We start from the raw sequence: 24,492 nt of genomic DNA, 5'->3' as shown, positions 1-24,492 counted from the left end.
CCAAAAACACAGCCCCACGAACACGCAGCGCCGCAGGCGCTGCAAAATCAACGAATGCCAGTTGTGAAGATCAATGCAATCGAGGTTCCTGAGGGCGCGGGCCCCGAGTTGGAAAAGCGGTTCGCTCACCGCGCGCATGCGGTCGAGGGCTCGCCGGGATTCCTCGGCTTCCAATTGTTGCGCCCCGTCGCCGGCGAGAACCGGTACTTCGTTGTCACCCAATGGGATTCGGAGGAATCCTTCGCGGCGTGGCGGGACGGGCCTGCGCGTGAGGCGCACGCGGGCGAGCGGCAGAAGCCGGTTTCCACGGGTGCGTCGCTGCTGGAATTCGAGGTCGTGCTCGACGTCGCTGCGAAACCCGCTTCCTGAGGCGAGACCGGCGCACCCGGCCGGTCGACTCGCCCACCGTTGCGTCGGTAACCCGGCGGCCGTATTGACGTCGGGCACTCGCAGGTGTCACAGTTCGAGGAGATAAACGCGATGGTGACGCGGTAATTCCGGTGCAAATCCGGAGCGGTCGCGCCACTGTGTTCCATGCATCGAGGGGTCGTTTTCGAGTCCTGGTGCCGGAAAGCCAGACGCCGGCACCATCGCACCGACCACTCGACGGGACGCGCATCCCTAGGAGGATTCGAATGGCCATCGCGCATTCACCGAGCCGGGCAACCGATTCACTCGCCACACTGCTCATCGCAGTAGGCGTCGTTCTTCTCGCACTCCTCACGCTGTACCTGGTCGGTTTCGATCAGGGGGCCATCTCGCGTAGCGGGATGTTCATGCACGAGCTGATGCACGATGGACGTCACCTGCTCGGTGTTCCATGCCACTGAATTCACCTACTTCGCCGACTCTGTCGGCTGCCGTCCCACTGCTCGGTTCGCTCAAAACCCTGCTGTTACGTGGCCTGCTGGCCGGCCTCATCGCCGGCCTGCTGGCCGGTACGGTGGGCTACTTCGTCGGCGAGCCCAAGGTGGACGCTGCCATTGCCATCGAAGAGGCCAATTCCGCTGCGGAAGCGGCGCATGCCGAGTCGACCGCAGGGCATTCGCACGGCGACGAGGAAGAACCGCTGGTCAGCCGGAGCGGACAGAAGGCGGGTCAATTCCTCGCGCTCGGCCTCGCTGGAATGGCGTTCGGCGCCATCTTCGCCGCGGCGGCGCATTTCGCGCGTCGGTACACCACACTGTCGGGCCCCAAGCTCGCGATCGGCCTGGCTGTCGGCGGCTGGGCGGCGATCGTGGCCGTGCCGTTCTTCAAGTACCCCGCGAACCCGCCCGCGGTGGGTGATCCGGAAACGATCAACGACCGCACCTGGCTGTGGGTGGCGGCGGTGCTGCTCGGCCTGGCGGCCGTCGGCATCGGCGTGTTCGTCTACAAAGCCCTTGCGACACAGCTCGAGACGTTCCGGCTGATCGCCGGTGTCGGGGCCTTCGTGCTGATCGCGACGGTCGGCTACATCCTGCTGCCCGGCGTGAACGAGGTGAAGGCCGACTTCCCCGCGACCCTGCTGTGGCAGTTCCGGGCGGCCTCGCTGGCCGAATCGGCCACGTTGTGGGCGTGCCTCGGCTTGGGCTTCGCGGCACTCACCGAATTCGCCACGCGCCCTAGTACTCCGGTACGAGAGCAGGTCGCTACCGCGGGCTGATCCGCGCTTCGGAAGGTCGAAGGCAGTGTTGGTCCCATGACCGGCACTGCCTTTTCCGTTTGGCCAGCACCTTTGCGCGCCGAGCATCCTGTGCGCCCACCGCGCGCTGTTTCGGTGGCGTTCACCGGCCTCGTCGCCGCACTGCTCTGCGGCGTCGGCGAGGCCCTGACCTATGTCGCGGTGCAGCTCGACAGCCCGAACGCCGATGTGGGTTCTCTCACCACCGGCCTAGCGGTGCGGGGCGTCATCTACCTGGTGGTTCTCGGCGTCGCCATCCGGATGACGCACGGCGCCCGTTGGGCCCGCACCGTCCTGACCATCGGCATCGGGATAGTCGGACTCGCCTCGCTGATCATCGAGCCGGCGGCCGCCACGTTGTCCGCCCAAGAAATCGGCGATCTCTTCGACAATCTCAGTCCGTCGGCGGTGATCACCGGGATCTTCCGGACCGGACACATTCTCGCCGTCCTGATCGCGATCCCCGCGATGTACCACCCCACGGCCCGCCGCTACTTTCGCACGGCCCGGTCGTCCTGATAAACCACTCGGTTCCTCGCACCTCGGACCGCTGTCGGAGCAGGTGCGAGGAACCGGGAAATCACCCTGCTTACGCGAGCGCGGCGTCCAGCGTGATGTTGTCGACGCCTGCCAGCGCCTTGCTGACCGGGCAGCCCGCCTTTGCGGCGGCAGCCGCAGCGGCGAAACCGTCGGCATCGAGGCCGGCGACCCTGCCGCGGACGGTCAACTTGATGCCGCTGATCCGGAATCCGCCGTCCGGGTCAGGGCCGAGGGTGACGTCGGCGGTGACATCCAGGCTCTCCGGGGTGCCGCCCGCATTGGCGATCTGCGCCGAGAGGGCCATCGCGAAGCATGAAGAGTGTGCCGCCGCGATCAGTTCCTCCGGGCTGGTGGTGCCGTCGGCATCGTCGGCGGCACGCTTGGGAAACGACACGTCGTACTTGCCAACGCCGGAGCTGGCCAGCTCGACCTGTCCCGAACCCTCCTGCAGAGAGCCGGTCCAAGCAGTGCGCGCGGTACGTGTGGGCATCACGGTCCTTTCGATGTTGTTACGTGAAACACACCGAACTTACCGGTCCCGCCTCTCCGCGTCTTCAGGCCAGGCTCAGGTGCTGCGAGGATGGCGTTGGCGGCCGGCGGTAAGGCGAGTTGCTGAGTTGGCCCGTGCCCGGTGAGTTACCCATGTACTCACGAAATCAGTTGTCACGTTGCGCGAAGAATATGAGCCGGGCCCTTCAGCTTGTTAGTCCGGGTTGGTGACGCGGGCGAGGACGATGCCGCCGAGGATCAGGGATAGGGAGAGGAGTCTGCCTGCGCTGAGCGGGTCCTTGTTGACGACGATGCCGAGGCCGATCGCGCCGACGGCGCCGATGCCGGTGAAGATCGCGTAGGCGGTGCCGACGGGGAGGGTCTGCATGGCTCGGGACAGCAGGTAGACCGCTACGGCTCCCAGGATGAAGCAGATGACGGTGGGGACGAGGCGGGTGAAGTTCTCGGTGGGTTTGATGCTCTGCGACCAGATGATCTCCACGACGCCGGCCACGCCGAGGACGATCCAGTTCATCAGTACTCCTTCGCGAGGTTGCGGGCGGTGTCGATGGCGGCGGCGTAGGACGCGTCGTGCTCGCCGCGCTTTGTCGCCAGATGCGGGTCCTGACGGGAGTTGGCCAGTTCGGCGTTGACGAAGACAGTGTCGTGCACCGCAAAGTGGCCTGCGAAGAAGTCGCGCAGATAGCGCTCCTGGTAGTCGAACGCGGCCTTGGGAGCGCCCGGCGAGTAGGCGCCGCCGCGGGCGGTGGCTACGACGAAACGCCTGTGTCCCAATGACATTCGCGGAAAGGTCACCTGATCGAGCCACGCCTTGAGCGAGGCGGGGATCGAGTAGTTGTACATCGGGGTGCCGATCAGGATCACATCGGCGGCCAGTAGCTCTGCCAGCAGCGGAGCCACGATCGCCCAGGCTTCGGCCCGGGCCGGGGTGCGGACCAGTTCTGGGAGCCGATCCAGGTCGGTGCTGCCGAGGGCGAGCACCGCATCGCACAACTCGGTCCATGCTTCGCCGATGAACGGCACCGGATCCGCCGCCAGATCCCGGTACCGATAACCACCTTCGGGGTTCTCTGCGCGCCAGGCATCGGCGAAGGCGGCGCTCACCTCGCGGCTGATCGAGTGACGGCGGGCGCTCGCGTCGAGGTGCAGCAGTGTGCTCATTGTCAGGCCTCCAACTAACTGGACATCATGTCCGCTTCGTGTCGAGAATGAGGTTAGCGCTAAGTGGACATCTTGTCCACTTATCTTCGAGTCGACTACAGTCGGAGACATGGACCCCCGATCCGACCTGCTCACCGGCGTTTCGTCGAGTGCGACACCGCCGGAAGCGATCGCGCCTCCGCCCACCGAGCGCACCGATGCGGCACGCAATCGCGCCAAGGTCCTCGCCGCCGCCGCCGAACTGTTCACCACCCGCGATCCGCGCACCGTGACGATGGATGACATCGCCAAGGCGGCAGGCGTCGGACGCGGCACGCTCTATCGCCGGTATCCGGACAAGAATTCGATCGCCGTCGCGCTATTGGACGAGCACGAGCGCGCACTGCAGGAGAAGTTGCTGCGCGGCGCTGCGCCGCTCGGGCCGGGCGCACCGCCGGACGAGCGGCTCGCGGCCTTCTACACGGCCATGGTCGAATTGCTCGAAGCACATGCGCATTTGGTGCTCGGTGCCGAGAGTGGTGGGGCGCGGTTCCGCACCGGTGCATACGGGTTCTGGTATCTGCATGTGCGGTCGCTGCTTGTCGCCGGGGGCGTCGCAGATCCCGACGCACTGGTTGATCCGCTGCTCGCGCCATTGGCCGCCGAGGTTTTTCAGCATCAACGTGAACGCGGCTCGAGCGCAGCACACATTGCCGAGGCGCTGAGCAGGCTGGCTCATTTCGTCATCGGCTCGGCAACGAGTTGATCGGAATTCCGCACCACTCGGCCCGGCAAGCGGGAACATGCCGAAACCGCCGACGAACTGTTGTCCGCCAACGGTTTCGAGGTATTCCGAATTCCGCCGACAATCAGACCATGTCTCGCCGGTGCACCAACAACAATGTGCCCGCAACAAACACGACCATATAGCCGGCGAGCGCGATCAACGACTCGGTTCGCGACAGAATATCGAGCACACCCGGCGTCGCCGGGCCCTGCACCGTGCGCATCGCACCGGCCATCGATCCTGCCGCCGTGCCGGGCAGATGATCGGTGATCACCTTGATCGGCTCGAATATTCCGGCGACACCGCGCAGCAGATTCTCTACAACCAGCACCCACACCAGACCCAGACCTACCGCAAGCGCAGGACCACGGGCGATTGCGCCGATCAGCGCACCTGCCAGCGTCCACATTCCGAGAATCGCTGTCCCGGTGATGATTCCGTTCACGGCCTGACCGAAACCGGGCAGCGCGAGCGACTGTGACTGCGAGAGCGCGATAATCGACGCGACACCGATATCCGCCGCGAAAGCGACGCAGACCAGCGCCACAACCACGAATGCCAGACTCACCACCGCACCGCCGAGCGAGGTGATTCGCGACGGCCCCTGGGTGAACGCTGTCTTCCAGGTGCCCCAGCCATATCCGCTGCCGATGCTCAGGGCACCGAGGATGAGCATCAACGCGCCGCCGAACATGGCCATGCCCTGCGTGAAGATTTCCGGGACGGCCGCGGGCAACATCTGCTGCAGCAGTAGCTCTTTGGGCTGCCCGTTCGACATACGCGACGATTCACCCGAGCTGTAGGCGAGGTAGTTGAACAGGTACGAGAACGTGAGATTCAAGAGAATCCAGGTGCCGAGAATGATCCAGAATGCAGGCCACTTCCGCAGCCGGAGCAGCTCAGCGCTGGTGCTCGCCAGCAGATCTTTCCTTGCCTGCCCATTCATTTCGCCGCCTCCAGCTGGGTCATTTCGAAGAACACTTCTTCGAGGGACTTTTCATCGATTCGAAGTTCCAGCAGATCCGCGCCTGCCTCGATCACCGCGCGGGCGACGGCGGGAGCAGTCTCGGCACCGGATTCGATCCGAATGCCGCCCGCCGTCAACAGCGCTGAACGATCACCGACCACCTGTCGCACCGCGGGGAAGGCCAATTCGAGCGGCTCGGCGCGCAGCAAGAGTGAAGAGGCGCCACGCAATTCGGCCACAGTGGATTCCACGAGCAGGTTGCCGCCGGAGATGACGCCGACGCGGTCGCAGATCTCCTGCACCTCGCTGAGCATGTGACTCGACAACAGCACCGTATGCCCGTCACCGGCGAGAGTGGTGATCAGCTCCCGCATTTCGGCCATGCCCTGCGGGTCGAGGCCGTTCGTCGGCTCGTCGAGGATCAGCAGATCGGGACGGCCGAGCAGGGCCGCGCCGACGCCGAGGCGCTGCTTCATACCGAGGGAATAGGTGCGGAACTTGTCGTCGGCGCGGGCCGCGAGGCCGACCCGGTCGAGCGCCTCCTCGACAGCGGCACGGTCCAGGCCCCGGTATTTCGCGAGCACCCGCAGGTTGTCGCGGCCGGACAGGTAGGGATAGAAGCCGGGGCCCTCGATCAGGACACCGATGCGGCGGACCACCGCCGGGTCACCCGGCGTATGGCCGAGCACGGTCGCGGTGCCGCTGCTCGGACGGATCAGGCCGACCAGCATGCGCAACGTGGTCGTCTTGCCTGCACCGTTCGGGCCGAGGAATCCGTAGATCTCACCGGCCCCGACACTCATGCTCACGCGGTCGACGGCGGTGTGGGCGCCGTAGCGTTTGGTCAGCCCTGCGGTGACCACGACGGAATCTGTCATGCCCCGAGAATCCGCCCCCGACCAGGTCCGCCACATCCGCCGTGCGGCGCAGGCCGACGTACGTATCCAGGCCTACGTCCGCGACGTACCCGGCAAATACGCAGCGCGGCGGACGCTGAGCGCGCAGCGGCCTAATAGGCTGCAGGGGTGACAGCGCCAGGGGAATCGAAACGTGGCCCGGTCGTTCGGGACTGGGGCCTCGCGTTCGTCGTCGGGGTGATCCAGCTTGCCGGTGGGCGCAACGCGAACATGCGCCAAACCGGCGTGCACTCGCTGGACGTGCTCGGCTACGCGCTGTTGCTCGTCGGACCCATCGCCCTGTTCCTGCGCCGATCACAGCCGCTGCCCGTGCTACTGGTGACGATCGCGTCCTGTGCGGTGTATCTGCTGCGCGGCTACGGCTACGGCCCGATCTTCATTTCGCTGGTGATCGCCTTTATTTCCGCGGCCGTCATCGGGTCGCGGTGGTGGACTTATCCGCTCGTGCCGATCGGCTATCTCGCACTGGTCTGGCCACTGCCCGCGCTGATCGGGCACCCCGCCGACCCGTGGCTGGCTTTCGGGATGATCGCCTGGCTCGGCGTGCTGATTTCGATCGCCGAGGGCATCAGGCAACGACAGGCGGTGCTGGTGGCGCGCAGGCAGCGGGCCGAAGCCGCCCGCCGCGACGAGGAGGCGCAGCGGCAGCGGCGGGCCAGCGAGGAGCGCCTGGCTATCGCACGCGAGCTGCACGATGTGCTGGCCCACAGCCTTTCGCTGATCAATGTGCAGTCATCGGTGGCGCTGGAACTGTTCGACAAGAAACCGCAGCAGGCGGAGTCGGCTCTGGCCGCGATCAAGACCGCGAGCAAGGACGCACTGGCCGAGGTGCACACGTTGTTGCACGCGATTCGCACCGGTGCGACGGCCGCCGAGGCACAGGCCGAGCCCCCGCTCGAGCGGACCAACGGCACCACACGCGGCTCCACCGCAGGCCGCGATTCGAAACGCGCGCAACGTTATTCGACCGACCCGGACAGCAGGCAGTCCGAATCACAACCGCCGCCACTTCGCCCCGCTCCAGCACCACGGGCGCCCGCGCCGAGCATCGAGGATCTGGACACCCTCCTGCAGCGGGCCCGCACCGCCGGACTGATCGTCGACACCCGGATCATCGGCACCGCGCACCGGCTGCCGAGCGTCATCGACGTGGCAGCGGCCAGGATCATCCAGGAATCGCTCACCAACGTGGCACGGCACGCGCCAGGCGCTGCGGCGACGGTGACCGTGCGCTACACCGCGGACTCGGTCGACATCACCGTCGACAACACCCGCCCCACCGGCACCCCATCGAGGTCCGGATCCAGCGGGGGCAACGGCGTCATCGGCATGCGGGAGCGGGCGCACGCGCTCGGCGGCGCACTCACCGCAGGCCCACGGCCGAGCGGCGGATTCCGGGTCGCGGCCCGGCTACCCGCCAGCGTGCAGACCAAGGACGCGGACAACCCCAGGGGCTCCACCGCTCAGGAGGTGTGATGACAGACCATCGCGCAACCGAGGCGCCGATCCGTGTGTTGGTCGTCGACGATCAGGCGCTGGTGCGCGGCGGTTTCGTCGCACTGCTCGATGCCCAGGACGGCATCGAGGTGATCGGTGAGGCCGACAACGGTGAACAGGCCGTGCGGATGACCCGCGGGCTCGCCCCCGATGTGGTGCTGATGGACATCAGGATGCCGATCCTCGACGGACTGGCCGCCACCAGAATGATCGCTGAGGACCCGAAGCTCGCCGAGGTGAAGGTGGTCGTGCTGACCACCTTCGAGCTCGACGAGTACGTCTTCGAGGCAATGCGCGCGGGTGCGACGGGTTTCCTGGTCAAACACACCGAACCGGCCGACCTCGTGCGCGCCATCCGGGTGGTCGCCGCGGGTGACGCACTGTTGTCCCCCGGTGTCACCCGCCGCCTGATCGCCGAATTCTCCGCACACGCAAAACAACCGCCGCCCGCGGCCTTCACCGAACTCACCGACCGCGAGCGCGAGGTGATGACCCTGGTTGCCGAGGGTCTCACCAACGCCGAGATCGGCGAGCGCCTCTTCATGAGCCCGGCCACGGCCCGCACGCACGTGAGCCGAATCCTGATGAAGCTCGCCGCCCGCGACCGCACCCAGCTCGTCGTCATGGCCTACGAATCCGGTTTGGTCCGCCCCGGCTGGCAATAGCGAGCAACACCGCGGTCGCATTCCGTCGCGGCAAACATCGGGTATTGCGCCACCGATGCGCTGTCGGACGGGCATTTTCGTACGCGTCCAGACGTAGGGCAGGTAGCGCCGCGCGGCCGATGCCCAGGTGGGGGTGTGCGGCGCAGGCTTTTCGGTATGAACATTTTCACCCGACCCGAAACCCTGACCTTCCTGGCCGATCACTACGACAACGGCTGGCATCCATGGCCGTTTTTCTGGATCTTCCCGCTGCTGTTCTGGGTCACCTTCCTTGTCGTCTTTTTCGTCGTCCGCCGTCGATTCATCGGACATCAGAGCGGGATCGGCGCATTGCGCACCGCGTTCGCGCGCGGCGAGATCACCGAGGATCAGTACCGCAGCAGGCTGGCCGTGCTGCGTGAGCCGAAGCGCCCCGCCAAGAGCTGATCCTGCACCGAATCACGGGAGACCCCACCATGAGCATGAATTTCGGCATTGTCCTCAGCCCGCGCTCGGGAACTGACTGGGTGCGCGCCGTCCAGGGCGCTGAGCAACAGGGCTATCGGACGATCCTGATGCCGGACACCCTCAACACCCCGTCGCCCTTCCCGGCGCTCGCGGCCGCGGCCGCGGTGACCACCACGGTGCGGCTGCGCCCCAATGTGATTGCCGCACCCCTGCGAACCATTGCCACCACGGTGCGGGAAACCGCAGCGCTGCAACTACTTTCCGACGGGCGGTTCGAGCTCGGCATCGGGTCGGGGCGTCCGGAGGCCCGCTCGGAGGCCGACCGGCTCGGCATGTCGTGGGGCTCGGCAAGCGAGCGTCGCGGCATCCTCGCCGCAGCGGTCGCCGCGGTGCGCGCACAGGTAGACCCAACCCCGCCGATTGTCGTCGCGGCCAACAGCCCGCGAATGCTCGCCGCCGCAGCCGAATTCGCCGACCGCATCCTGCTGGCAGCGAGCCCGCAGGCCACCGAGGAACAGCTGGCCGAGATGGTGCGCGTGGTGCGCGACAACACCGATCGCGACATTCGCTTCACCCACCAGTTGGTCGGCATCGGCGACCGGCTCCCGTATTGGCTCGGCACACACCTCGGCCTCACCGCCGACCAACTGCGGGCAGACGGGGCAGCGGGGGTGCTGGATTCCGATCCGGCCGCGATCGTCGATGTGCTCGAATCCCGAAGGGAGAAATACGGAATCGACGAACTGGTCGTCCCCGGCGACCTTGCCCGCGACTTCGCACCGATGCTGACCCACACCCGGTAGCACGAAAAAGGCCTTCCCCCACTGGAAACCAGTGGGGGAAGGCCTTTTCGATGCGACTGGAGCTTATTCGCCCGCAGCAGCTGCCTCGGTGGTGCCTTCGCCTGCGGCGGTCAGCACGACTTCCGGCTTCTCTTCGGTCGCGGGCTCCTTGGTCAGCGTCGCCTTGCCGGTGAAGGTGAACTTGGCGTTCTCGCCCGAGCCTTCGCCGTCCCAGCCCTCGACGTCGACCACAATGGTCTGTCCTGGGCCGATCTCGCCGAAGAGGATCTTCTCCGAGAGCTGATCCTCGATCTCGCGCTGGATGGTCCTGCGCAGCGGGCGGGCGCCGAGCACGGGATCGAAGCCACGCTTGGCCAGCAGCGCCTTGCCCTGCGGAGCCAGCTCGATCGCCATGTCCTTGTTCTTCAGCTGCACGGCGACACGGCCGATCATCAGGTCCACCATCTGCACGATCTGTTCGGTCGTGAGCTGGTGGAAGACGATGACGTCGTCGATGCGGTTGAGGAACTCGGGGCGGAAGTGCTTCTTCAGCTCGTCGTTGACCTTGAGCTTCATCCGCTCGTAGTTCGATCCCTCGGCGTTGCTCTGGGTGAAGCCCAGACCGACGGCCTTGGAGATATCCGAGGTACCCAGGTTCGAGGTGAAGATCAGCACGGTGTTCTTGAAGTCGACCGTGCGACCCTGGCCGTCGGTGAGACGACCGTCCTCGAGGACCTGCAACAGGGTGTTGTAGATCTCCTGGTGTGCCTTTTCGATCTCGTCGAACAGCACCACGGAGAACGGCTTGCGGCGCACCTTCTCGGTGAGCTGGCCACCCTCTTCGTAGCCGACGTACCCGGGAGGGGCACCGAAGAGCCGCGATGCGGTGAAGCGGTCGTGGAACTCGCCCATGTCGATCTGGATGAGTGCGTCATCGTCGCCGAACAGGAAGTTCGCCAGCGACTTGGCCAATTCGGTCTTACCGACACCGGACGGACCGGCGAAGATGAACGAACCGGACGGACGCTTCGGGTCCTTCAGGCCGGCGCGCGTGCGGCGGATCGCCTTGGAGACGGCCTTGACGGCATCTTCCTGGCCGATGATCCGCTTGTGCAGCTCGTCCTCCATGCGGAGCAGACGGGTGGTCTCCTCCTCGGTGAGCTTGAAGACGGGGATGCCGGTCCAGTTGGCGAGCACCTCCGCGATCTGCTCGTCATCGACCTCGGCAACCACGTCGAGATCACCGGAGCGCCACTGCTTTTCGCGCTCGGCACGCTTGGCGACCAGCTGCTTTTCCTTGTCGCGCAGGCGCGCCGCCTTCTCGAAGTCCTGCGCGTCGATGGCGCTTTCCTTCTCCCGGCGCGCATCGGCGATCTTGTCGTCGAATTCACGCAGGTCCGGCGGAGCGGTCATACGACGAATGCGCATGCGCGCACCGGCCTCGTCGATCAGGTCGATCGCCTTGTCCGGCAGGAACCGGTCGTTGATGTAGCGGTCGGCCAGCGTTGCGGCGGCGACGAGCGCACCGTCGGTGATGGACACCCGGTGATGCGCCTCGTAGCGGTCACGCAGACCCTTGAGGATGTTGATGGTGTGCTCGACCGTCGGTTCGCCGACCTGCACCGGCTGGAACCGGCGCTCGAGTGCGGCGTCCTTCTCGATGTACTTGCGGTACTCGTCGAGGGTGGTCGCACCGATGGTCTGCAGCTCGCCACGGGCCAGCTTCGGCTTCAGGATCGAGGCCGCGTCGATCGCGCCCTCGGCGGCGCCCGCACCGACGAGCGTGTGCAGCTCGTCGATGAACAGGATGATGTCGCCGCGGGTGTTGATCTCCTTGAGCACCTTCTTCAGGCGCTCTTCGAAATCACCGCGGTAGCGGCTGCCCGCGACCAGGGAACCCAGGTCGAGGGTGTAGAGCTGCTTGTCCTTGAGGGTCTCGGGGACCTCGCCGTTGACGATGGCCTGCGCCAGGCCCTCGACGACAGCCGTCTTACCGACACCGGGCTCGCCGATCAGCACGGGGTTGTTCTTGGTGCGGCGGCTCAGCACCTGCATCACGCGCTCGATTTCCTTCGAGCGGCCGATGACCGGGTCGAGCTTGCCTTCGAGCGCGGCCTGGGTCAGGTTGCGACCGAACTGGTCGAGCACCAGCGAAGTGGACGGAGTGCCCGCCTCGCCGCGGGAACCGGATTCGACCGGCTCCTTGCCCTGGTAGCCGGACAGCAGCTGGATGACCTGCTGGCGCACGCGGTTGAGATCCGCACCCAGCTTGACCAGCACCTGCGCCGCGACGCCCTCACCCTCACGGATCAGGCCGAGCAGAATGTGCTCGGTGCCGATGTAGTTGTGGCCGAGCTGCAGCGCCTCGCGCAGACTCAGCTCCAGCACCTTCTTGGCACGCGGGGTGAACGGGATGTGACCGGACGGAGCCTGCTGGCCCTGACCGATGATCTCCTCCACCTGGCTGCGCACACCCTCCAGCGAAATACCGAGGGACTCCAGCGACTTCGCTGCGACACCCTCGCCCTCGTGGATCAACCCAAGCAGGATGTGCTCGGTGCCGATGTAGTTGTGGTTGAGCATCCGGGCCTCTTCTTGGGCCAGGACAACGACACGCCTCGCGCGGTCGGTGAACCTCTCGAACATCGCTCCCTCACTCTCCTGCTTCGACGTCTATGGCGTCCGACGCTTCAGTGTTCGACTGTGGCGCCAGCCTGCCATGAAGCCCGGGGGTTGCGGCCCCCGCCTCTACTCTAGTTGGCAGGGGTTCCCGCCGCCTCCAGTCCACCCTATTGCGGACCAGCGGCGGCACCGTCATTCACTCATAACGTGAACGTTGCGGGATTCGTTTCCACCGAGGTTTTGCCCTCAGCGAACATGGACCCGACCCGGCCCCGGCTCGCCGCGTGCGCGCTACCCCGTGAACGGGGGAACAAACTCGCACCCGACGTCCCGCGAGTGGGAAGGGTCGAGTGCGTTGAGCACGTAACGTGCCGCACGTGGGCTGCCTGCGATCGCCAGATGGTCGGAGTAGTCCAGCGCGCACCCGTCCTGAACAACAATGTTAGTTGCGTTCGGCCCCGGGACGAACCCCGAGGTGTACGGGACGACGATTTCGTCGTATGCGGTGACGATATTGGTGTAGGTGATGGTGGGCGCGTAGACGCCATCGCTGTTGAGCTGGGTCAGGAAGGGCGAACCCTGGAGAAGTTGCACACAGGCCCGACACAGCGAACCCACCGTCGCCTCGAATGCGGGGCCGAGCCCGAGCCGGTCGGCGTACGCGGCGATCTCGCCGGCGCCGCCCGCATTGGTACCGCGCCATGCCGGTGCGATCGAGACGTACTTGTCGATCTTGTCGGCGCCACCCAATCGCTTCGCGTAGTAGTTCGGCACCACCGTGCCCTGGGAATGCCCGACCACATCGACTCGGCTCGCACCGGTGGCCGCGAGGACGCGATCGACGAACGCCCCGAACTGCGCCGCACCCTGCTCCATCGGAAGCATCCCGCCGACGGCTGAGAGGGGCCAGGGCAGCCCGTAAGCGCCGTAGGTCAACGAGTAGACGCAGTAGCCCTCATCGGCCAGCAGCGGCACATACACGCCCCAATTCGTCTGGGCGCCACCGCCGGTGCCGTGGGCGAGTACGACCGGGTTCGGATGCTCGGCGCTCGGGCGGCACGACCAGTCGTTGGAGCCCGGCAGCGAGCCACCGTGGTCGATCAGTTCGGCGGGGATGCCGGAGAAGAAGTTGTAGTCGACCGCATAACGCTCCGCATGCGCGGAACTCGCCGCGCTGATCCACAGCGCGGCGAGCACGATTGCGATGAATGCGGCGCCTGGAGCCCGTCGCATGAAGCCTCCCAGATTGGAACGTGTTCCAGGAAGCTACCGTGCACTCGGCCCCGGCAGGGGCGAAACCGCGGACTATCAGACCTGGCGGTAAGCCGGTGCGCCGAATTGTGCGGAGTACTGGTTGTGCGCCTGCGGCGCGGAGAACTGCCCGGGCACCTGCGGCCGAGTTCCCTGCTGCGGCGCCTGCTGGGCGACGAATCGGCCCGGCGCCGAATCCACCGACGCACCGGCCACGGCGGCGGTGCTGCGAGCGTGCTGCATACCCGCGACGAACAGCGCGCCGATCAGCGCGAGGAAGGCCAGGGTGTGGAACACGGCGCGCACGATATTCCAACGGACCCATGCGGATTCGAAGTCGGCGCGAACCTGGGCCAGATCGACGATCGATGCGGGGTCACCCGCGGCGGCGAGCTGATCGTTCAGTGGGACGTTCGATCCGGAGGTCACCGCGAAGGCGATGATGTTGAGCACCAAGGCCACTGCGATCCAGATCAGCGTGGTGCGATGCTCCTTGCCCAAGTGCAGTGCTGCCGCGAGGACAGAGAAGGCGACGGTGCCCATGAACCCGATCATGAACACCGGGTTGATGATCACCACATTGATCTTCTGCATCACGTCGATCATCGCGCGGTCGTCGGTGCGATTCAGGGCGGGCATCACCGAGTTCGCGTAGGCGTAGAACAGCCCGGCGATCAGGCCGGTGGTGAGCGTGGCCGCCACTAGTGCTGCGATCCGAAAGGCGGTCATGGTTTCTCCTACCGTGGAACTGTCGGAGCCCTTGTCGCTCCGTGTCATGACTCTTAGTCAACAGCCTCCGAGCACGACCCTCCATGGCTGAGACGCTCGGCCGACTACGCGATCGTCTACGCCCGTCGCAGCCCGCGACATGGGATGGAAGGACGGCTCACAGATCCCGGTCGGAAATGAGACCGCTCTGCATGGCGAGGCCCGCGAGGCGAACTCTTTTAAGGTTCTGCGGGAGACTTTCCACGCCGAACTTGGCGAACAGCGCACGCAAATGTGTCTTGATCGCATCGACGCTGAGGAACAGTTCGTCGGCGATCTGCTGATTGGAGGCGGGGGTGGCGAAGCCCGCCCCGTTCTTGTACGGACGGCACAGTGCGATCAGCACCGCGCGCTGCGTCTCGGTGAGTGAGCGCAATGTCGGTATCGAGCCGGTCGAGGTCCTGGTGGCCTCATCGGCCACGGCACCGAAATCATGGAATGACACCAGCGAGGTGCCGACCCGAATTCGATCGCCCGCCATCAGCCGGCGCCTGCCGACCAACCGCTCGCCGTTGATGAAGGTGCCGTTGCGGGACAGGCCGTCGTCGACGATGGTCCAATGCGCACCGAAATACTCGACGGCTGCGTGCACCCGGGAGACCTCGGCGTCCCACGGCAACGCCAAATCGGCCTGCGGGGAACGGCCGATGGTGATGCGCTGCTGGTCCGCGGTGAGCATCAGCTCCTGCTGACGTCCCTCGTCATCAGTGAACCGCAACAATGATCCGACGAATGCAGTCACCGCCCCGATACCCCATCTCTCCATACCGTCAGTGACATCGTCTGCACAGTTTCCATGGTGCCGTGTCCCGGTTCGGCGAGCAAGATCGCGTCCGCCCGGCGCGGCAGCGTCACCGCGTGGGGCCTTCTTGCCATATCGAAGACCTATCAAAAAAAGAAGCTGCCGCCCGGGCGTCGCACGATTTGCCCGGGCGGCAGCCCGAAAATAGGGAAACTCAGGCCTTCGCAGCCTTGTTGTACGCATCGGTGATGTCGGCGGAGATTCGACCCCGCGCGGACACCTTGTGGCCATTACGGCGCGCCCACTCGCGAATTGCAGCACTTTGTTCACGATCGATCGAGACCCGGCTCTTCGGGCTTCCAGCCGCCGCGACCGCAGCCTTGACGCGACGCCGGCCGCTCACGCGCCGAGCACTCGAAACCCACTCTTCCAGCCCGTCGCGCAGCTTCGACGCATTTGCCGACGACAGGTCGATCTCGTACGAAACACCGTCGATCGCAAACTCGATGGTCTCGTCCGCGATGGACTCACCGTCGACATCGTCGATCAGGCTAACGGTGACCTTCTTTGCCATGAGATGAACGTCCTCTCGAAATCGTGCGACCCGCATACTAGGCCGATTACCCGAGGCAAGAATACCCCGAATTCCGAAAATTCCAAGACGGGGAGCTGCGGTATGGAATCTGATGGTCAGCGAGTGACTGGACGCACAATTGGGAACAGTATCGTTTCGCGGATTCCCAATCCCGTGAGTGCCATCAACAACCGATCGATTCCCATACCTGTACCCGTTGTCGGAGGCATGCCGTGCTCCATCGCGGCAAGGAAGTCCTCGTCGAGGAGCATGGCCTCGTCGTCACCCTGCGCGGCCAACCGCGCTTGGTCGACGAACCGCTCGCGCTGGATCACCGGATCGACCAACTCCGAATAGCCCGTTGCCAACTCGAAGCCGCGCACATAGAGGTCCCACTTCTCGGTAACTCCAGGATTGCTCCGATGCTGTCTGGTGAGCGGCGAGGTCTCCACCGGGAAGTCGCGCACGAATGTGGGGGCGTACAACTTGTCGCCGTACTGGTGTTCCCACAGTTCTTCTACAAGTTTGCCGTGGCCATAGCCCTTGTCTTCCGGAATTTCCAGACCGACCCGATCGGCAAGTGCGCGCAATTCCGAAACCGACGTTTCCGGAGTGACCGAGACACCCAGTGCATCAGACAGCGAGGGGTACATCTCGACTGTTGTCCACTCGCCGCGCAGATCATATTCGGTACCGTCCGCGAGAGTCACCACCTGCGTGCCGAACACCTCCTGCGCAACTTCCTGCACCAATTCTCGGGTCATGCGCTGTGCATCGTCGTAGGTGCCGTATGCCTGGTATGTTTCCAGCATCGCGAACTCCGGCGAATGCGTAGAGTCCGAACCCTCGTTGCGGAAGTTTCTGTTGATCTCGAAGACGTGCTCCAGGCCGCCGACCACACACCTCTTGAGGAACAGTTCCGGCGCAATTCGCAGGTAGAGGTCCATATCGAGGGCATTCGAACGAGTGATGAACGGCCTGGCCGCCGCACCGCCGTGCAGTGTCTGCAGCATCGGGGTCTCGACCTCGAGGAATCCGCGACGCTCCAAGGCATTGCGCATCGCACGCACGACCGCGACCCTGGTCCTGGCCATTTCCCTGGCCTCGGGGCGCACGATCAGATCGACATAACGCTGCCGAACCCGGGACTCCTCGTTCATCTCCTTGTGCGCGACCGGCAGCGGCCGCAGCGACTTGGCAGCCATGGACCAGGAATCGGCCATAACGCTCAATTCGCCGGTCCGCGACGAGATGACCTCACCGTGTACGAAAACGAAGTCACCGAGGTCCACATCGGACTTCCACGCCGCGAGCGCATCGGCACCGACACCGTTCAGGCTGATCATCGCCTGCAGCTTGGTGCCGTCCCCCTCCTGCAGTGTCGCGAAACATAGCTTGCCGGTATTACGCATGAATATGACGCGGCCCGCGACACCGGCCTGCAGGCCGGTCTGCGTGTCCGCCTCCAGATCCGGATAGGCCGACCGAATTTCGGCGAGGGTATGCGTACGGGGCACGACGACCGGATATGCCTCACCACCGTCGGCGAGCAGGCGCTCGCGCTTCTCCCTGCGAATCCGTATCTGCTCCGGCGCGTCGTCTACTTCGGGCGCGGTTGGCCTTGATTGCTCCGCAGGAACCGAACCCGCAGAGCGACCGGACGAGGGCGTGTTCGGGGTGCTCACATCCAACAACACTAGCGGGCACCGGAAATCGTTTTGCGAGCCGCCCGTGCACTACTGCAGAGTAACGAGTCGGCAGCGGTTCCCGCGCGCGACCGTGACCGGTTTTTCGCCGGCCGAGATCACCCGCGAGACCAGGTCGTACACGAAACCCACTGTGCCACGGACTATTTCAAGATAGAACTAAATCGTCGGCAATTACAGCGAGGCGAGCGCATCCACCGCACGCGCGAAGTGCGGCGCCTGGATTCCGATGGTGAGCAGGCTCGCCGCCTTCATCGCCTGGTAGCCGCCGATCACATCGGTCGCCCGATGCAGTCCGAGTTGCTGCAACGCGGCGGCGGCGAGACTGGAGGTATAGCCCTCCGAGCAGACGATGATCCATTCCACATCGTGATCGGCGGCCAGTGCCAAACGCGCGGAACTGGTGGGGTCCAATCGCCATTCCAGGACATTGCGCTCGATCACAAGGGCGCCGGGCAGCGAGCCTTCACGGCCGCGCTGGGCCTGGGGACGGATGTCCACCAGAATCGCGCCCCGGGCGAGCGCCTCCGGCAATTCGAACGCATAGATCCGGTTCAGCTGGGCCCGCGCGTTGTCGAGCATCTGATCGATGGTCAAACGGGTCATTACATATCGCCTTCGGGCTGGTCGGTGAGGACGGTTCGGGTGCGCCGCAGGGTGCCGTGGCCGGTGACCTCGTAATAGGACATGGCGGTGAGCGGCGGCGAATAGGCATGCACGCTGAGCGTCGGATCGAGTGGGCCGACGGACTCGGCGGTGTTGTCGGTAACCGGACGTGGGCCGGCAGGCGCACGCATGACGTCGTGCACCCAGCCGATCGGGAACGAGGCCTGATCACCCGCGGTGAGCGTGCGGCGCCGCAATTCCTTTCCGTTCCAACGGTATTCGGAGAGAGCGCCACTCAGTACGGTCAAGGCGCCGAGCGATCCGGCGTGATCGTGCAATTCGGTGGATTTGCCGGGGGTCCAGCTGATCAGCCAGACATCGACCTCGTCGTCGGCGAGCAGCCTGGTCGCCCAGCGTTCGTCGGCAGGCCACACCCCCTCGGCCGGGAGCAGATGGTCGTAGCGGCCGCTGAGCACGTCCTCGGCGCCCTCGTCGGTCAGCCGGAGCAGATCGGCGGGACGCAGGCGGGTCGGCAGTGCGGGTGCGACAGCACGATCCAGCGGCGGGGTAGCCGAAAGGGCGTCCCGTGCGGAAGAAAGGGAAAGAACAGAAGAACGCATGAGCGAATCTCCAGGAAGTGTGTCGACGGTCGAGGGACTTGGTCAGCCTCGAACGGTCGAGGCTGGATCAGCCTCGACAACACTCCTGGGTGCGCACACGGAAATACACGGTTGCGAGTGTAGCAGAGCGTGAACCGCCCACTCGATTTCCTTTCGCCTTCCCAATAGCGGAAAGCGGGGACATCAAGCAGTTCCCTTCCTGCGCTGGTTACGTTCGTAGACCAGACGCAGGCCGGTCAGGGTCAGATGCGGCTGGTGGTGGTCGATTGTTTCGGACTCGGGGACGATCAGCGGCGCGCTCGCACCGGTTGCGACGATGGTCACATCATCACCGGCAAAGGCGTCGAATTCGTCGCGTATCCGATCGATCAGGCCGTCGACCAAGCCCGCGAAACCGAAAATCGCGCCGGCCTGAATAGCCTCCACGGTGTTCTTGCCGACCACCGAGCGCGGGCGCGCCAACTCCACCCGGCGCAGCGCGGCGCGCTCGATCAGCGCCTCGCTGGAAATCTCCACACCGGGCGCAAGCACCCCGCCGAGAAATTCGCCCTTCGCCGAAACCAGATCGACGGTGGTCGCCGTGCCGAAATCGACGACGATCGCGGCGGTGCCGTAAAGATGGTGTGCGGCAAGGGTGTTCACGATACGGTCGGCGCCGATTTCCTTGGGGTTGTCGACGAGCAGCGGAATTCCGGTGCGCACACCGGGTTCCACCACCACGTGCGGCAGATTCTCCCAATAGCGATGCAGCATCGTCCGGATCTCGCGCAGCACCGGCGGAACCGTCGACAGTGCCGAGACCCCGACGATTTCCTCCACCTGGGCGCCGACGAGGCCGCGCACCTGCATGGCGAACTCGTCCGCGGTCAGCAGTGGATTGGTGTGCATCCGCCAGTGCCTGGCGAGCTTCGCGTGGGTGCCGCTGCCGGAGAAAAGGCCCAGCTCGATGCTGGTGTTGCGGACATCGATGGCCAGCAGCATGGCCGTCAGACGTGCGCGACGGGCACGGAGGCGGCCGCCTGCGAAACCACGGCGGGCCCCGCGAATGGCGCCTCGGACACTGCCGCGGTCAATGTGCGGGGGGTGACCAAGCCGGAGCCCTCCGGTGCATGCGCCGGATCCGAGCCGAGGTCGGTCGGACGGTTGGCATCGTCGACGAATACGACCTTCGGGGCGTACTCGCGGATCTCGGCCTCGTCCATCATCCCGTAGGCGATCACAATGACCAGGTCACCGGGGTGGACGAGATGGGCTGCGGCGCCATTGATTCCGATCACGCCGGAACCACGCTCGCCCGCGATCACATAGGTCTCCAGGCGGGCGCCGTTGTCGATATCGACGATGCAGACCTGCTCGCCCTCGAGCAGATCGGCGGCGTCGAGCAGATCCTGGTCGACGGTCACCGAGCCGACGTAGTGCAGGTCGGCATGGGTCACCGTGGCACGGTGGATCTTCGACTTCATCATGGTGCGCAACATCGTCGTCGCCCTTTCCTAAATGTTGGCCTGGGCAGGCTGGGAGTCGTCCGCGGCTGCGCGCGAATCGGGAAGTGTGGGATGGCCGCCGTCGACCGGCGCACCGAGCGCCACGGCCGTGTTGTCGATCAGCCGGGTGGCGCCGACCTTGGCCGCGACGAGCAGCCGGGCATTTCCGTTGGCGGGCGCGGGACCGAGAGTCGATGACCGCAATTCGAGATAGTCGAGCTCGACGCCTGCCGCGGCATCGAGGACACCACGCGCCGCGGCGAGCACGGCGTCCGCGCCGAGGCCGCCCGCGTGCTTGCCCGCGGCCAGCGCAGCCGACAGGGCGAGCGCCGATTCCCGGTGCGCCGCATCGAGGTACCGATTGCGAGATGACAGCGCGAGACCATCGGGCTCGCGGACGGTCGGCAGCGCAACGATCTTCACGTCGAAGTTCAGGTCGCGAACCAGCTGCCGGATCAGCGTGAGTTGCTGGTAGTCCTTCTCACCGAAGAATGCCTCGGTCGGCTTCGCGATCTGCAACAGCTTGGCGACCACGGTCAGCACACCCGCGAAATGCGTCGGGCGGCTCGCGCCCTCCAGCTCCGCGCCGACCGGGCCGGGGTGCACCGTGGTCCGCATGCCGTCCGGGTACATATCGGCCGCGCTGGGTGCGAACACCAATTCCACGCCCTCCTTGCGGAGCAGCTCCACATCGGCGTCCAGGGTGCGCGGGTATTTGTCCAGATCCTCGCCCGCACCGAATTGCAGGGGATTCACGAAGATCGAGACGATCACGACCTGGTTGGTCCGCTTGGCGCGGCGCACGATCTCCAGGTGCCCCTCGTGCAGTGCACCCATCGTCGGCACCAGGCCCACAGTGCGGCCGACGCCGCGCAGCGCCTTCGAGACCGCCTGGATCACCGCGGGATCGTGGTGCACGGTCAGCTCGCCCGGCCGGAAGGTACCGCGCAATTTCGGATCCATTATCGGCGTCCTTCCAGCAGTTCGATCAAGGCGGGATTGGTCTTGGCGCGCTCGGCCGTGCGCAGCGACAGCGCGCGATACCCCGCGGCCAGCCTGGTATCGACGGCCTCCAGCGCGGCCAGATGCGCCACAACGGCGTCCGTGTCACCACGCGCCACCGGGCCGGTGAGCGCGGATTGGCCTCGGCGCAACGCATTGTCGAGCGCGGCAGAGGCCAGCGGGGCAAGCAGCCGCTCCGCCAAACCGTTCGGCTGATCGTCGACGACCTGCTGGCCGAGCAGGCCCGGACCGGACAGCGCGGTGCGCAGCGCGGCGACTGCGTCGACGATCACCGTCACAAGATGATTGCTTCCATGGGCCAGAGCCGCGTGATAGAGCTGACGGTTCTCCTCCTGGACGCGGACCGGTTCACCGCCCATTTCGATCACCAGGGCCTGCGCGATGGCGAAGCCGACCTCGTCGGCCGCGGTGACCCCGAAGCAGGCGTTGCCGAGCCGGGCCAGGTCCTCGTCGTGGCCGGTGAAGGTCATCGCAGGATGGATGGCCAGCGGCAACGCGCCCAACGCGGCGAGCGGAGCGAGCACGGCCACACCATTGGCGCCCGAGGTGTGCGCCACGATCGTGCCCGGCCGCACCACGCCCGCAGCGGCGAGACCACGAACCAGCCCGGCCAATTCGGCGTCGGGCACCGCGAGCAGCAGCAACTCACTGCGGGCTGCCACCTGTTCGACGGGCAGGATCTCGGAATCGGGCAGCCTGGTACGCGCCCGCTGCACGGAAGCATCGGAAATCGCGGCGACGCCGAACACCACGTGCCCGACGCGCTCGAGTGCCGCACCGAGTGCCGAGCCGACGCGTCCCGCCGAGACGATTCCCACCGTCAGTCGTGCGGGCGCGGGGTCGAAGCCCGCAGGCTCGGTGCCGGCACGCACCGGCTCGTTGCCAGAACTCGAGGTCAACGTTGTCCTCTCGAAGTGCGATGGCCGGACACTCGTCCGCCCCAGCGCTTGATCCGTTCCAGTCCCGCCATGCGGGTACCGGACGTTACGTCACGAGGATATCGGCCTCGGGTTTGCCGATGCCATGCGGCACCGGCGTGATTTACACCGCAGTGCTGCTATCTGCGGCCGTTTTCCTCCGACTGCAGGTTCGCCATGATCTCGGCCACCGAGAGACGCCGCGAGGAATTGCCGGAGTCCGCGTCGGGGTCGACGCGGCGGCGGCGGGAGGTCGGGGTGCCGACCGGTGGCGCGGAGGTGGTGGGGCGGGCCGCCTGCGGCTGTGGCGCCGGCTGCGGCTGTGGCGCCGGCTGCGGCTGGATCGGGGTCGGCGGCTCTTCGGTGAAGGCATCGGCCCAGCCACGCGTCGGCTCGAGCGGCTCGGAGTGCCGATCGATGTCGACGTCGGTGATCTCGGCGGCGCTCAGCTCGTCGTCGGACTCGAGCGGGACCACGGCGGTCTCGGCGGTGACCGGTTCGTCGAAGGGGCTTGCGAACATCGGCGGCTCGGGATGATCCGCGACGAAGACCGGAGTGACACTGCTGCGTGGTTGCTGAGGGCCCATGTACCCGCGACCGTCGGCATTCCCGGAGCTATCGTTCGCCGGATCAGCGAGCGCGCTGGGGAGCTCGTGAATCCGGGTCGCGTCCGCGCGCAGCGCCGGCCGGTCCATCGGCAGATCGCCGTCGAAGAGGCGCTGCAGACTCTGCCTGAGCACGGTGAGTTCCGCTCGGAGCGCGGCGATCTCAGTGGCGTCCGCCCCCACCTCCGCGCGCACGCGCGACTCGATGCCGAGCTCGTATTCGCGGCGGGCGGTGATCTCGCGCTCCAACTGGAGCTCGTACACCGTCTGCAGGTCGCGAACCTTCGCCTTGTCGATCGTGGCCTCTTTGCGGTACCGCGTGGCAGCCAAGGCGCCGACCACGGCCGCCCACAAGGCCGCAACTAGGCCGATTCGGACAAATTGCAGACTGTCGCTGAAAACGAGGAAAACGCTGGCAACCAGACCGAGCAGAATCAAGACACCAATGAACAATTTTCCCGCATCGTCCCGCCGCCGACGGGAACTGCTGCTACGGGAGGGTGAAACCATGGACGCCAGGGTAGCGTGGATGGCGAGTCGCACTACTAATCAGCCGTGGCTATTCCGCAAAGAATACTTGCTATGTAGTTGCTGGATCGTCCGAAGGATCATCCGGCGCACGACAGCAATACTCGAGCCACAGTGCCGCAGCAACCAGTGTCACCCCCGCGAGCATGCCGACGACCGCACTCGGACTGTCCGCCGCGGCCGCACGCAACGTGCCACGCTGCGGCAGCACCCAGCACAGGAAACCCAGCCAGACTCCGGCCGCGAGCGACCCTACCTGGGCGGACGCCTTCGCCAGCGCGACCGCGCGGGCCGCGGTGATCGGATGCAGCTGGTGGGTGCCGTTACCGATCTCGTGGTCGTTGACCCGGCTGCGGATCACGAAGGCGAGGGCCACCTCGATCGCGGCCACCGGGTATAGCGACGCGCCCGCAAAGATCGAGATCGGCGGGAAATTGCTGTAGGCCAGCCGGGTGGCGACCCACGCGATGACGGCCGCGATGACGACATTCGCCAGCAGATCCCAGATTCGGGTCGGTTTGAGCTTCACGACAACGACCCCTCCGCAGGCTTGGCCGATGCCAACGAAAACTCGGTCGCTCGCACGCCGGCGCGTTCGGCGGCGTCGAGTCCATCGAGCAGATCGTGCACCGGCAAGGTGATGCCGTCGACCTCGAGCACCGCGTCCGGTTCGACGTCCAGCCACGGGATGAGGACGAAGGCCCGATTGTGCGCCTGCGGATGCGGCAGTGTCAGTTCCGGATCTGCGCTGCGGCAGGCGGTACCGTCGGCTCCGGCACACCAGATCACATCGACGTCGAGAGTCCTTGCGCCCCAGCGCACCTCGCGAACCCGCTCGGCAGCCTGCTCCAGCCGCCTGCCACCGAGCAGCCAGTCTCGGCAGTCGAATTCCGGATCATCCACCAGCACAACGGCATTCAGATAGTCTTCCTGTTCGACCCCGCCCCACGGCGCGGTCGAATACACCGGCGACACCGCGACCACCCGAGGTCCGAAACCGTCGATCACACTGCGCAGATGGGCGAGCCGGTCCCCCAGGTTCGACCCGATCGAGAGCACGGCCCTACTCACGACGCCGCCTCGCTGAGGCTCGGCTCCATCGAGCGCACCGCGCGCTGTGACATGGTTCGC

The 24,492-nt window shown here is 65.8% G+C and carries 30 protein-coding genes and 1 riboswitch; of the genes, 10 read left to right on the top strand and 20 right to left on the bottom strand.

What is annotated here, in order from left to right; all coding sequences use genetic code 11:
• Positions 1-54: 54 nt before the first annotated feature.
• From mhuD to OHA42_RS07590, 4 genes are all read left to right on the top strand, one after another.
• On the top strand, positions 55-369 hold the full coding sequence (gene mhuD / locus OHA42_RS07605; RefSeq protein WP_328408547.1) for a mycobilin-forming heme oxygenase MhuD: 315 nt from the start codon (positions 55-57) through the stop codon (positions 367-369).
• Positions 370-436: 67 nt separating this feature from the next.
• A riboswitch (cobalamin riboswitch) is annotated at positions 437-605 on the top strand.
• Positions 606-635: 30 nt separating this feature from the next.
• Positions 636-830, top strand: coding sequence for a CbtB-domain containing protein (locus tag OHA42_RS07600; protein ID WP_328408545.1), 195 nt, complete (start codon positions 636-638; stop codon positions 828-830).
• Positions 821-1,645 (top strand): CbtA family protein, encoded by an 825-nt coding sequence (locus OHA42_RS07595; protein ID WP_406235692.1) that lies wholly within the window; start codon positions 821-823, stop codon positions 1,643-1,645. The genes OHA42_RS07600 and OHA42_RS07595 overlap by 10 nt, the downstream gene beginning before the upstream one ends.
• Positions 1,646-1,681: 36 nt before the next feature.
• Entirely contained in the window at positions 1,682-2,182 is a 501-nt protein-coding gene (locus tag OHA42_RS07590; protein WP_406235690.1) for a hypothetical protein, read from the top strand.
• Between the two features lie 70 nt (positions 2,183-2,252).
• Here the strand turns inward: OHA42_RS07590 and OHA42_RS07585 are convergent, their stop codons facing one another.
• The 3 genes from OHA42_RS07585 to OHA42_RS07575 all read right to left on the bottom strand — a co-directional run bounded on the left by OHA42_RS07585 (position 2,253) and on the right by OHA42_RS07575 (position 3,874).
• Entirely contained in the window at positions 2,253-2,693 is a 441-nt protein-coding gene (locus OHA42_RS07585) for an OsmC family peroxiredoxin (RefSeq protein ID WP_379069053.1), read from the bottom strand.
• A 213-nt stretch (positions 2,694-2,906) separates the two neighbouring features.
• Positions 2,907-3,227, bottom strand: a complete 321-nt coding sequence (locus OHA42_RS07580; protein ID WP_406235688.1) for a DMT family transporter — start codon at positions 3,225-3,227, stop codon at positions 2,907-2,909.
• Positions 3,227-3,874: an FMN-dependent NADH-azoreductase gene (locus OHA42_RS07575; RefSeq protein ID WP_406235686.1), complete on the bottom strand. Its 648-nt coding sequence runs from the start codon at positions 3,872-3,874 to the stop codon at positions 3,227-3,229. The genes OHA42_RS07580 and OHA42_RS07575 overlap by 1 nt, the downstream gene beginning before the upstream one ends.
• 109 nt (positions 3,875-3,983) lie before the next feature.
• Here OHA42_RS07575 and OHA42_RS07570 point away from each other — a divergent pair, with 109 nt between their 5' ends.
• Positions 3,984-4,619: a TetR/AcrR family transcriptional regulator gene (locus tag OHA42_RS07570; RefSeq protein WP_406235684.1), complete on the top strand. Its 636-nt coding sequence runs from the start codon at positions 3,984-3,986 to the stop codon at positions 4,617-4,619.
• A gap of 103 nt (positions 4,620-4,722) precedes the next feature.
• Here OHA42_RS07570 and OHA42_RS07565 read toward each other — a convergent pair whose 3' ends face one another.
• Both OHA42_RS07565 and OHA42_RS07560 read right to left on the bottom strand, forming a co-directional pair.
• A complete protein-coding gene (locus tag OHA42_RS07565) occupies positions 4,723-5,586 on the bottom strand; it encodes an ABC transporter permease (protein ID WP_406235682.1) in 864 nt (287 codons plus the stop codon).
• Entirely contained in the window at positions 5,583-6,485 is a 903-nt protein-coding gene (locus tag OHA42_RS07560) for an ABC transporter ATP-binding protein (protein WP_406235680.1), read from the bottom strand. The genes OHA42_RS07565 and OHA42_RS07560 overlap by 4 nt, the downstream gene beginning before the upstream one ends.
• Between OHA42_RS07560 and OHA42_RS07555 the strand changes: the two genes are divergently transcribed.
• The 5 genes from OHA42_RS07555 (at position 6,484) to OHA42_RS07535 (ending at position 9,936) form a co-directional block, all read left to right on the top strand.
• Positions 6,484-6,636 (top strand): hypothetical protein, encoded by a 153-nt coding sequence (locus OHA42_RS07555; RefSeq protein ID WP_328408524.1) that lies wholly within the window; start codon positions 6,484-6,486, stop codon positions 6,634-6,636. The genes OHA42_RS07560 and OHA42_RS07555 overlap by 2 nt on opposite strands.
• Complete coding sequence (locus OHA42_RS07550) at positions 6,633-8,000, top strand: sensor histidine kinase (protein ID WP_406235677.1); 1,368 nt, start codon at positions 6,633-6,635, stop codon at positions 7,998-8,000. The genes OHA42_RS07555 and OHA42_RS07550 overlap by 4 nt, the downstream gene beginning before the upstream one ends.
• Positions 8,000-8,686, top strand: coding sequence for a response regulator transcription factor (locus OHA42_RS07545; RefSeq protein ID WP_406235675.1), 687 nt, complete (start codon positions 8,000-8,002; stop codon positions 8,684-8,686). Before OHA42_RS07550 ends, OHA42_RS07545 begins: the two co-directional genes overlap by 1 nt.
• A gap of 156 nt (positions 8,687-8,842) precedes the next feature.
• A complete protein-coding gene (locus tag OHA42_RS07540; RefSeq protein WP_406235673.1) occupies positions 8,843-9,112 on the top strand; it encodes a hypothetical protein in 270 nt (89 codons plus the stop codon).
• 29 nt (positions 9,113-9,141) lie between these two features.
• Complete coding sequence (locus tag OHA42_RS07535; RefSeq protein WP_406235671.1) at positions 9,142-9,936, top strand: LLM class flavin-dependent oxidoreductase; 795 nt, start codon at positions 9,142-9,144, stop codon at positions 9,934-9,936.
• Between the two features lie 63 nt (positions 9,937-9,999).
• Here OHA42_RS07535 and OHA42_RS07530 read toward each other — a convergent pair whose 3' ends face one another.
• The 15 genes from OHA42_RS07530 to folK all read right to left on the bottom strand — a co-directional run bounded on the left by OHA42_RS07530 (position 10,000) and on the right by folK (position 24,432).
• Positions 10,000-12,561 carry an ATP-dependent Clp protease ATP-binding subunit gene (locus tag OHA42_RS07530; RefSeq protein WP_406235669.1) on the bottom strand — a complete coding sequence of 854 codons (2,562 nt, stop codon included), beginning with the start codon at positions 12,559-12,561 and terminating at the stop codon, positions 10,000-10,002.
• A 267-nt stretch (positions 12,562-12,828) separates the two neighbouring features.
• Complete coding sequence (locus tag OHA42_RS07525; protein WP_406235667.1) at positions 12,829-13,770, bottom strand: esterase/lipase family protein; 942 nt, start codon at positions 13,768-13,770, stop codon at positions 12,829-12,831.
• Between the two features lie 75 nt (positions 13,771-13,845).
• Positions 13,846-14,517, bottom strand: a complete 672-nt coding sequence (locus tag OHA42_RS07520; protein WP_406235665.1) for a DUF1772 domain-containing protein — start codon at positions 14,515-14,517, stop codon at positions 13,846-13,848.
• Between the two features lie 157 nt (positions 14,518-14,674).
• Positions 14,675-15,298 (bottom strand): FHA domain-containing protein, encoded by a 624-nt coding sequence (locus tag OHA42_RS07515; RefSeq protein ID WP_406235663.1) that lies wholly within the window; start codon positions 15,296-15,298, stop codon positions 14,675-14,677.
• 214 nt (positions 15,299-15,512) lie between these two features.
• Complete coding sequence (locus tag OHA42_RS07510; protein ID WP_328408507.1) at positions 15,513-15,872, bottom strand: Lsr2 family protein; 360 nt, start codon at positions 15,870-15,872, stop codon at positions 15,513-15,515.
• 116 nt (positions 15,873-15,988) lie between these two features.
• Positions 15,989-17,455 (bottom strand): lysine--tRNA ligase, encoded by a 1,467-nt coding sequence (lysS, locus tag OHA42_RS07505; protein WP_406239181.1) that lies wholly within the window; start codon positions 17,453-17,455, stop codon positions 15,989-15,991.
• A gap of 297 nt (positions 17,456-17,752) precedes the next feature.
• Positions 17,753-18,175, bottom strand: a complete 423-nt coding sequence (locus tag OHA42_RS07500) for a rhodanese-like domain-containing protein (protein ID WP_328412663.1) — start codon at positions 18,173-18,175, stop codon at positions 17,753-17,755.
• 8 nt (positions 18,176-18,183) lie between these two features.
• A complete protein-coding gene (locus OHA42_RS07495) occupies positions 18,184-18,804 on the bottom strand; it encodes a cysteine dioxygenase (RefSeq protein ID WP_406235661.1) in 621 nt (206 codons plus the stop codon).
• Positions 18,805-18,987: 183 nt separating this feature from the next.
• Positions 18,988-19,785, bottom strand: coding sequence for a type III pantothenate kinase (locus OHA42_RS07490; RefSeq protein WP_406235659.1), 798 nt, complete (start codon positions 19,783-19,785; stop codon positions 18,988-18,990).
• 5 nt (positions 19,786-19,790) lie between these two features.
• Complete coding sequence (gene panD, locus OHA42_RS07485; protein WP_406235657.1) at positions 19,791-20,282, bottom strand: aspartate 1-decarboxylase; 492 nt, start codon at positions 20,280-20,282, stop codon at positions 19,791-19,793.
• Between the two features lie 15 nt (positions 20,283-20,297).
• A complete protein-coding gene (gene panC, locus OHA42_RS07480) occupies positions 20,298-21,251 on the bottom strand; it encodes a pantoate--beta-alanine ligase (protein WP_406235655.1) in 954 nt (317 codons plus the stop codon).
• Positions 21,251-22,183, bottom strand: coding sequence for a Rossmann-like and DUF2520 domain-containing protein (locus OHA42_RS07475; RefSeq protein ID WP_406239179.1), 933 nt, complete (start codon positions 22,181-22,183; stop codon positions 21,251-21,253). The genes panC and OHA42_RS07475 overlap by 1 nt, the downstream gene beginning before the upstream one ends.
• Before the next feature lie 185 nt (positions 22,184-22,368).
• Positions 22,369-23,343 carry a DUF6779 domain-containing protein gene (locus OHA42_RS07470; RefSeq protein ID WP_406235654.1) on the bottom strand — a complete coding sequence of 325 codons (975 nt, stop codon included), beginning with the start codon at positions 23,341-23,343 and terminating at the stop codon, positions 22,369-22,371.
• Positions 23,344-23,413: 70 nt separating this feature from the next.
• A complete protein-coding gene (locus OHA42_RS07465; protein ID WP_406235653.1) occupies positions 23,414-23,890 on the bottom strand; it encodes a DUF3180 domain-containing protein in 477 nt (158 codons plus the stop codon).
• A complete protein-coding gene (folK, locus tag OHA42_RS07460) occupies positions 23,887-24,432 on the bottom strand; it encodes a 2-amino-4-hydroxy-6-hydroxymethyldihydropteridine diphosphokinase (protein WP_406235652.1) in 546 nt (181 codons plus the stop codon). The genes OHA42_RS07465 and folK overlap by 4 nt, the downstream gene beginning before the upstream one ends.
• Positions 24,433-24,492 lie beyond the last annotated feature (60 nt).

The organism is Nocardia sp. NBC_01009 (assembly GCF_045208035.1).
GTDB lineage: Bacteria > Actinomycetota > Actinomycetes > Mycobacteriales > Mycobacteriaceae > Nocardia.
Note: the sequence above shows the minus strand (reverse complement) of the source record. Positions and strands in the feature narration are given on the sequence as shown.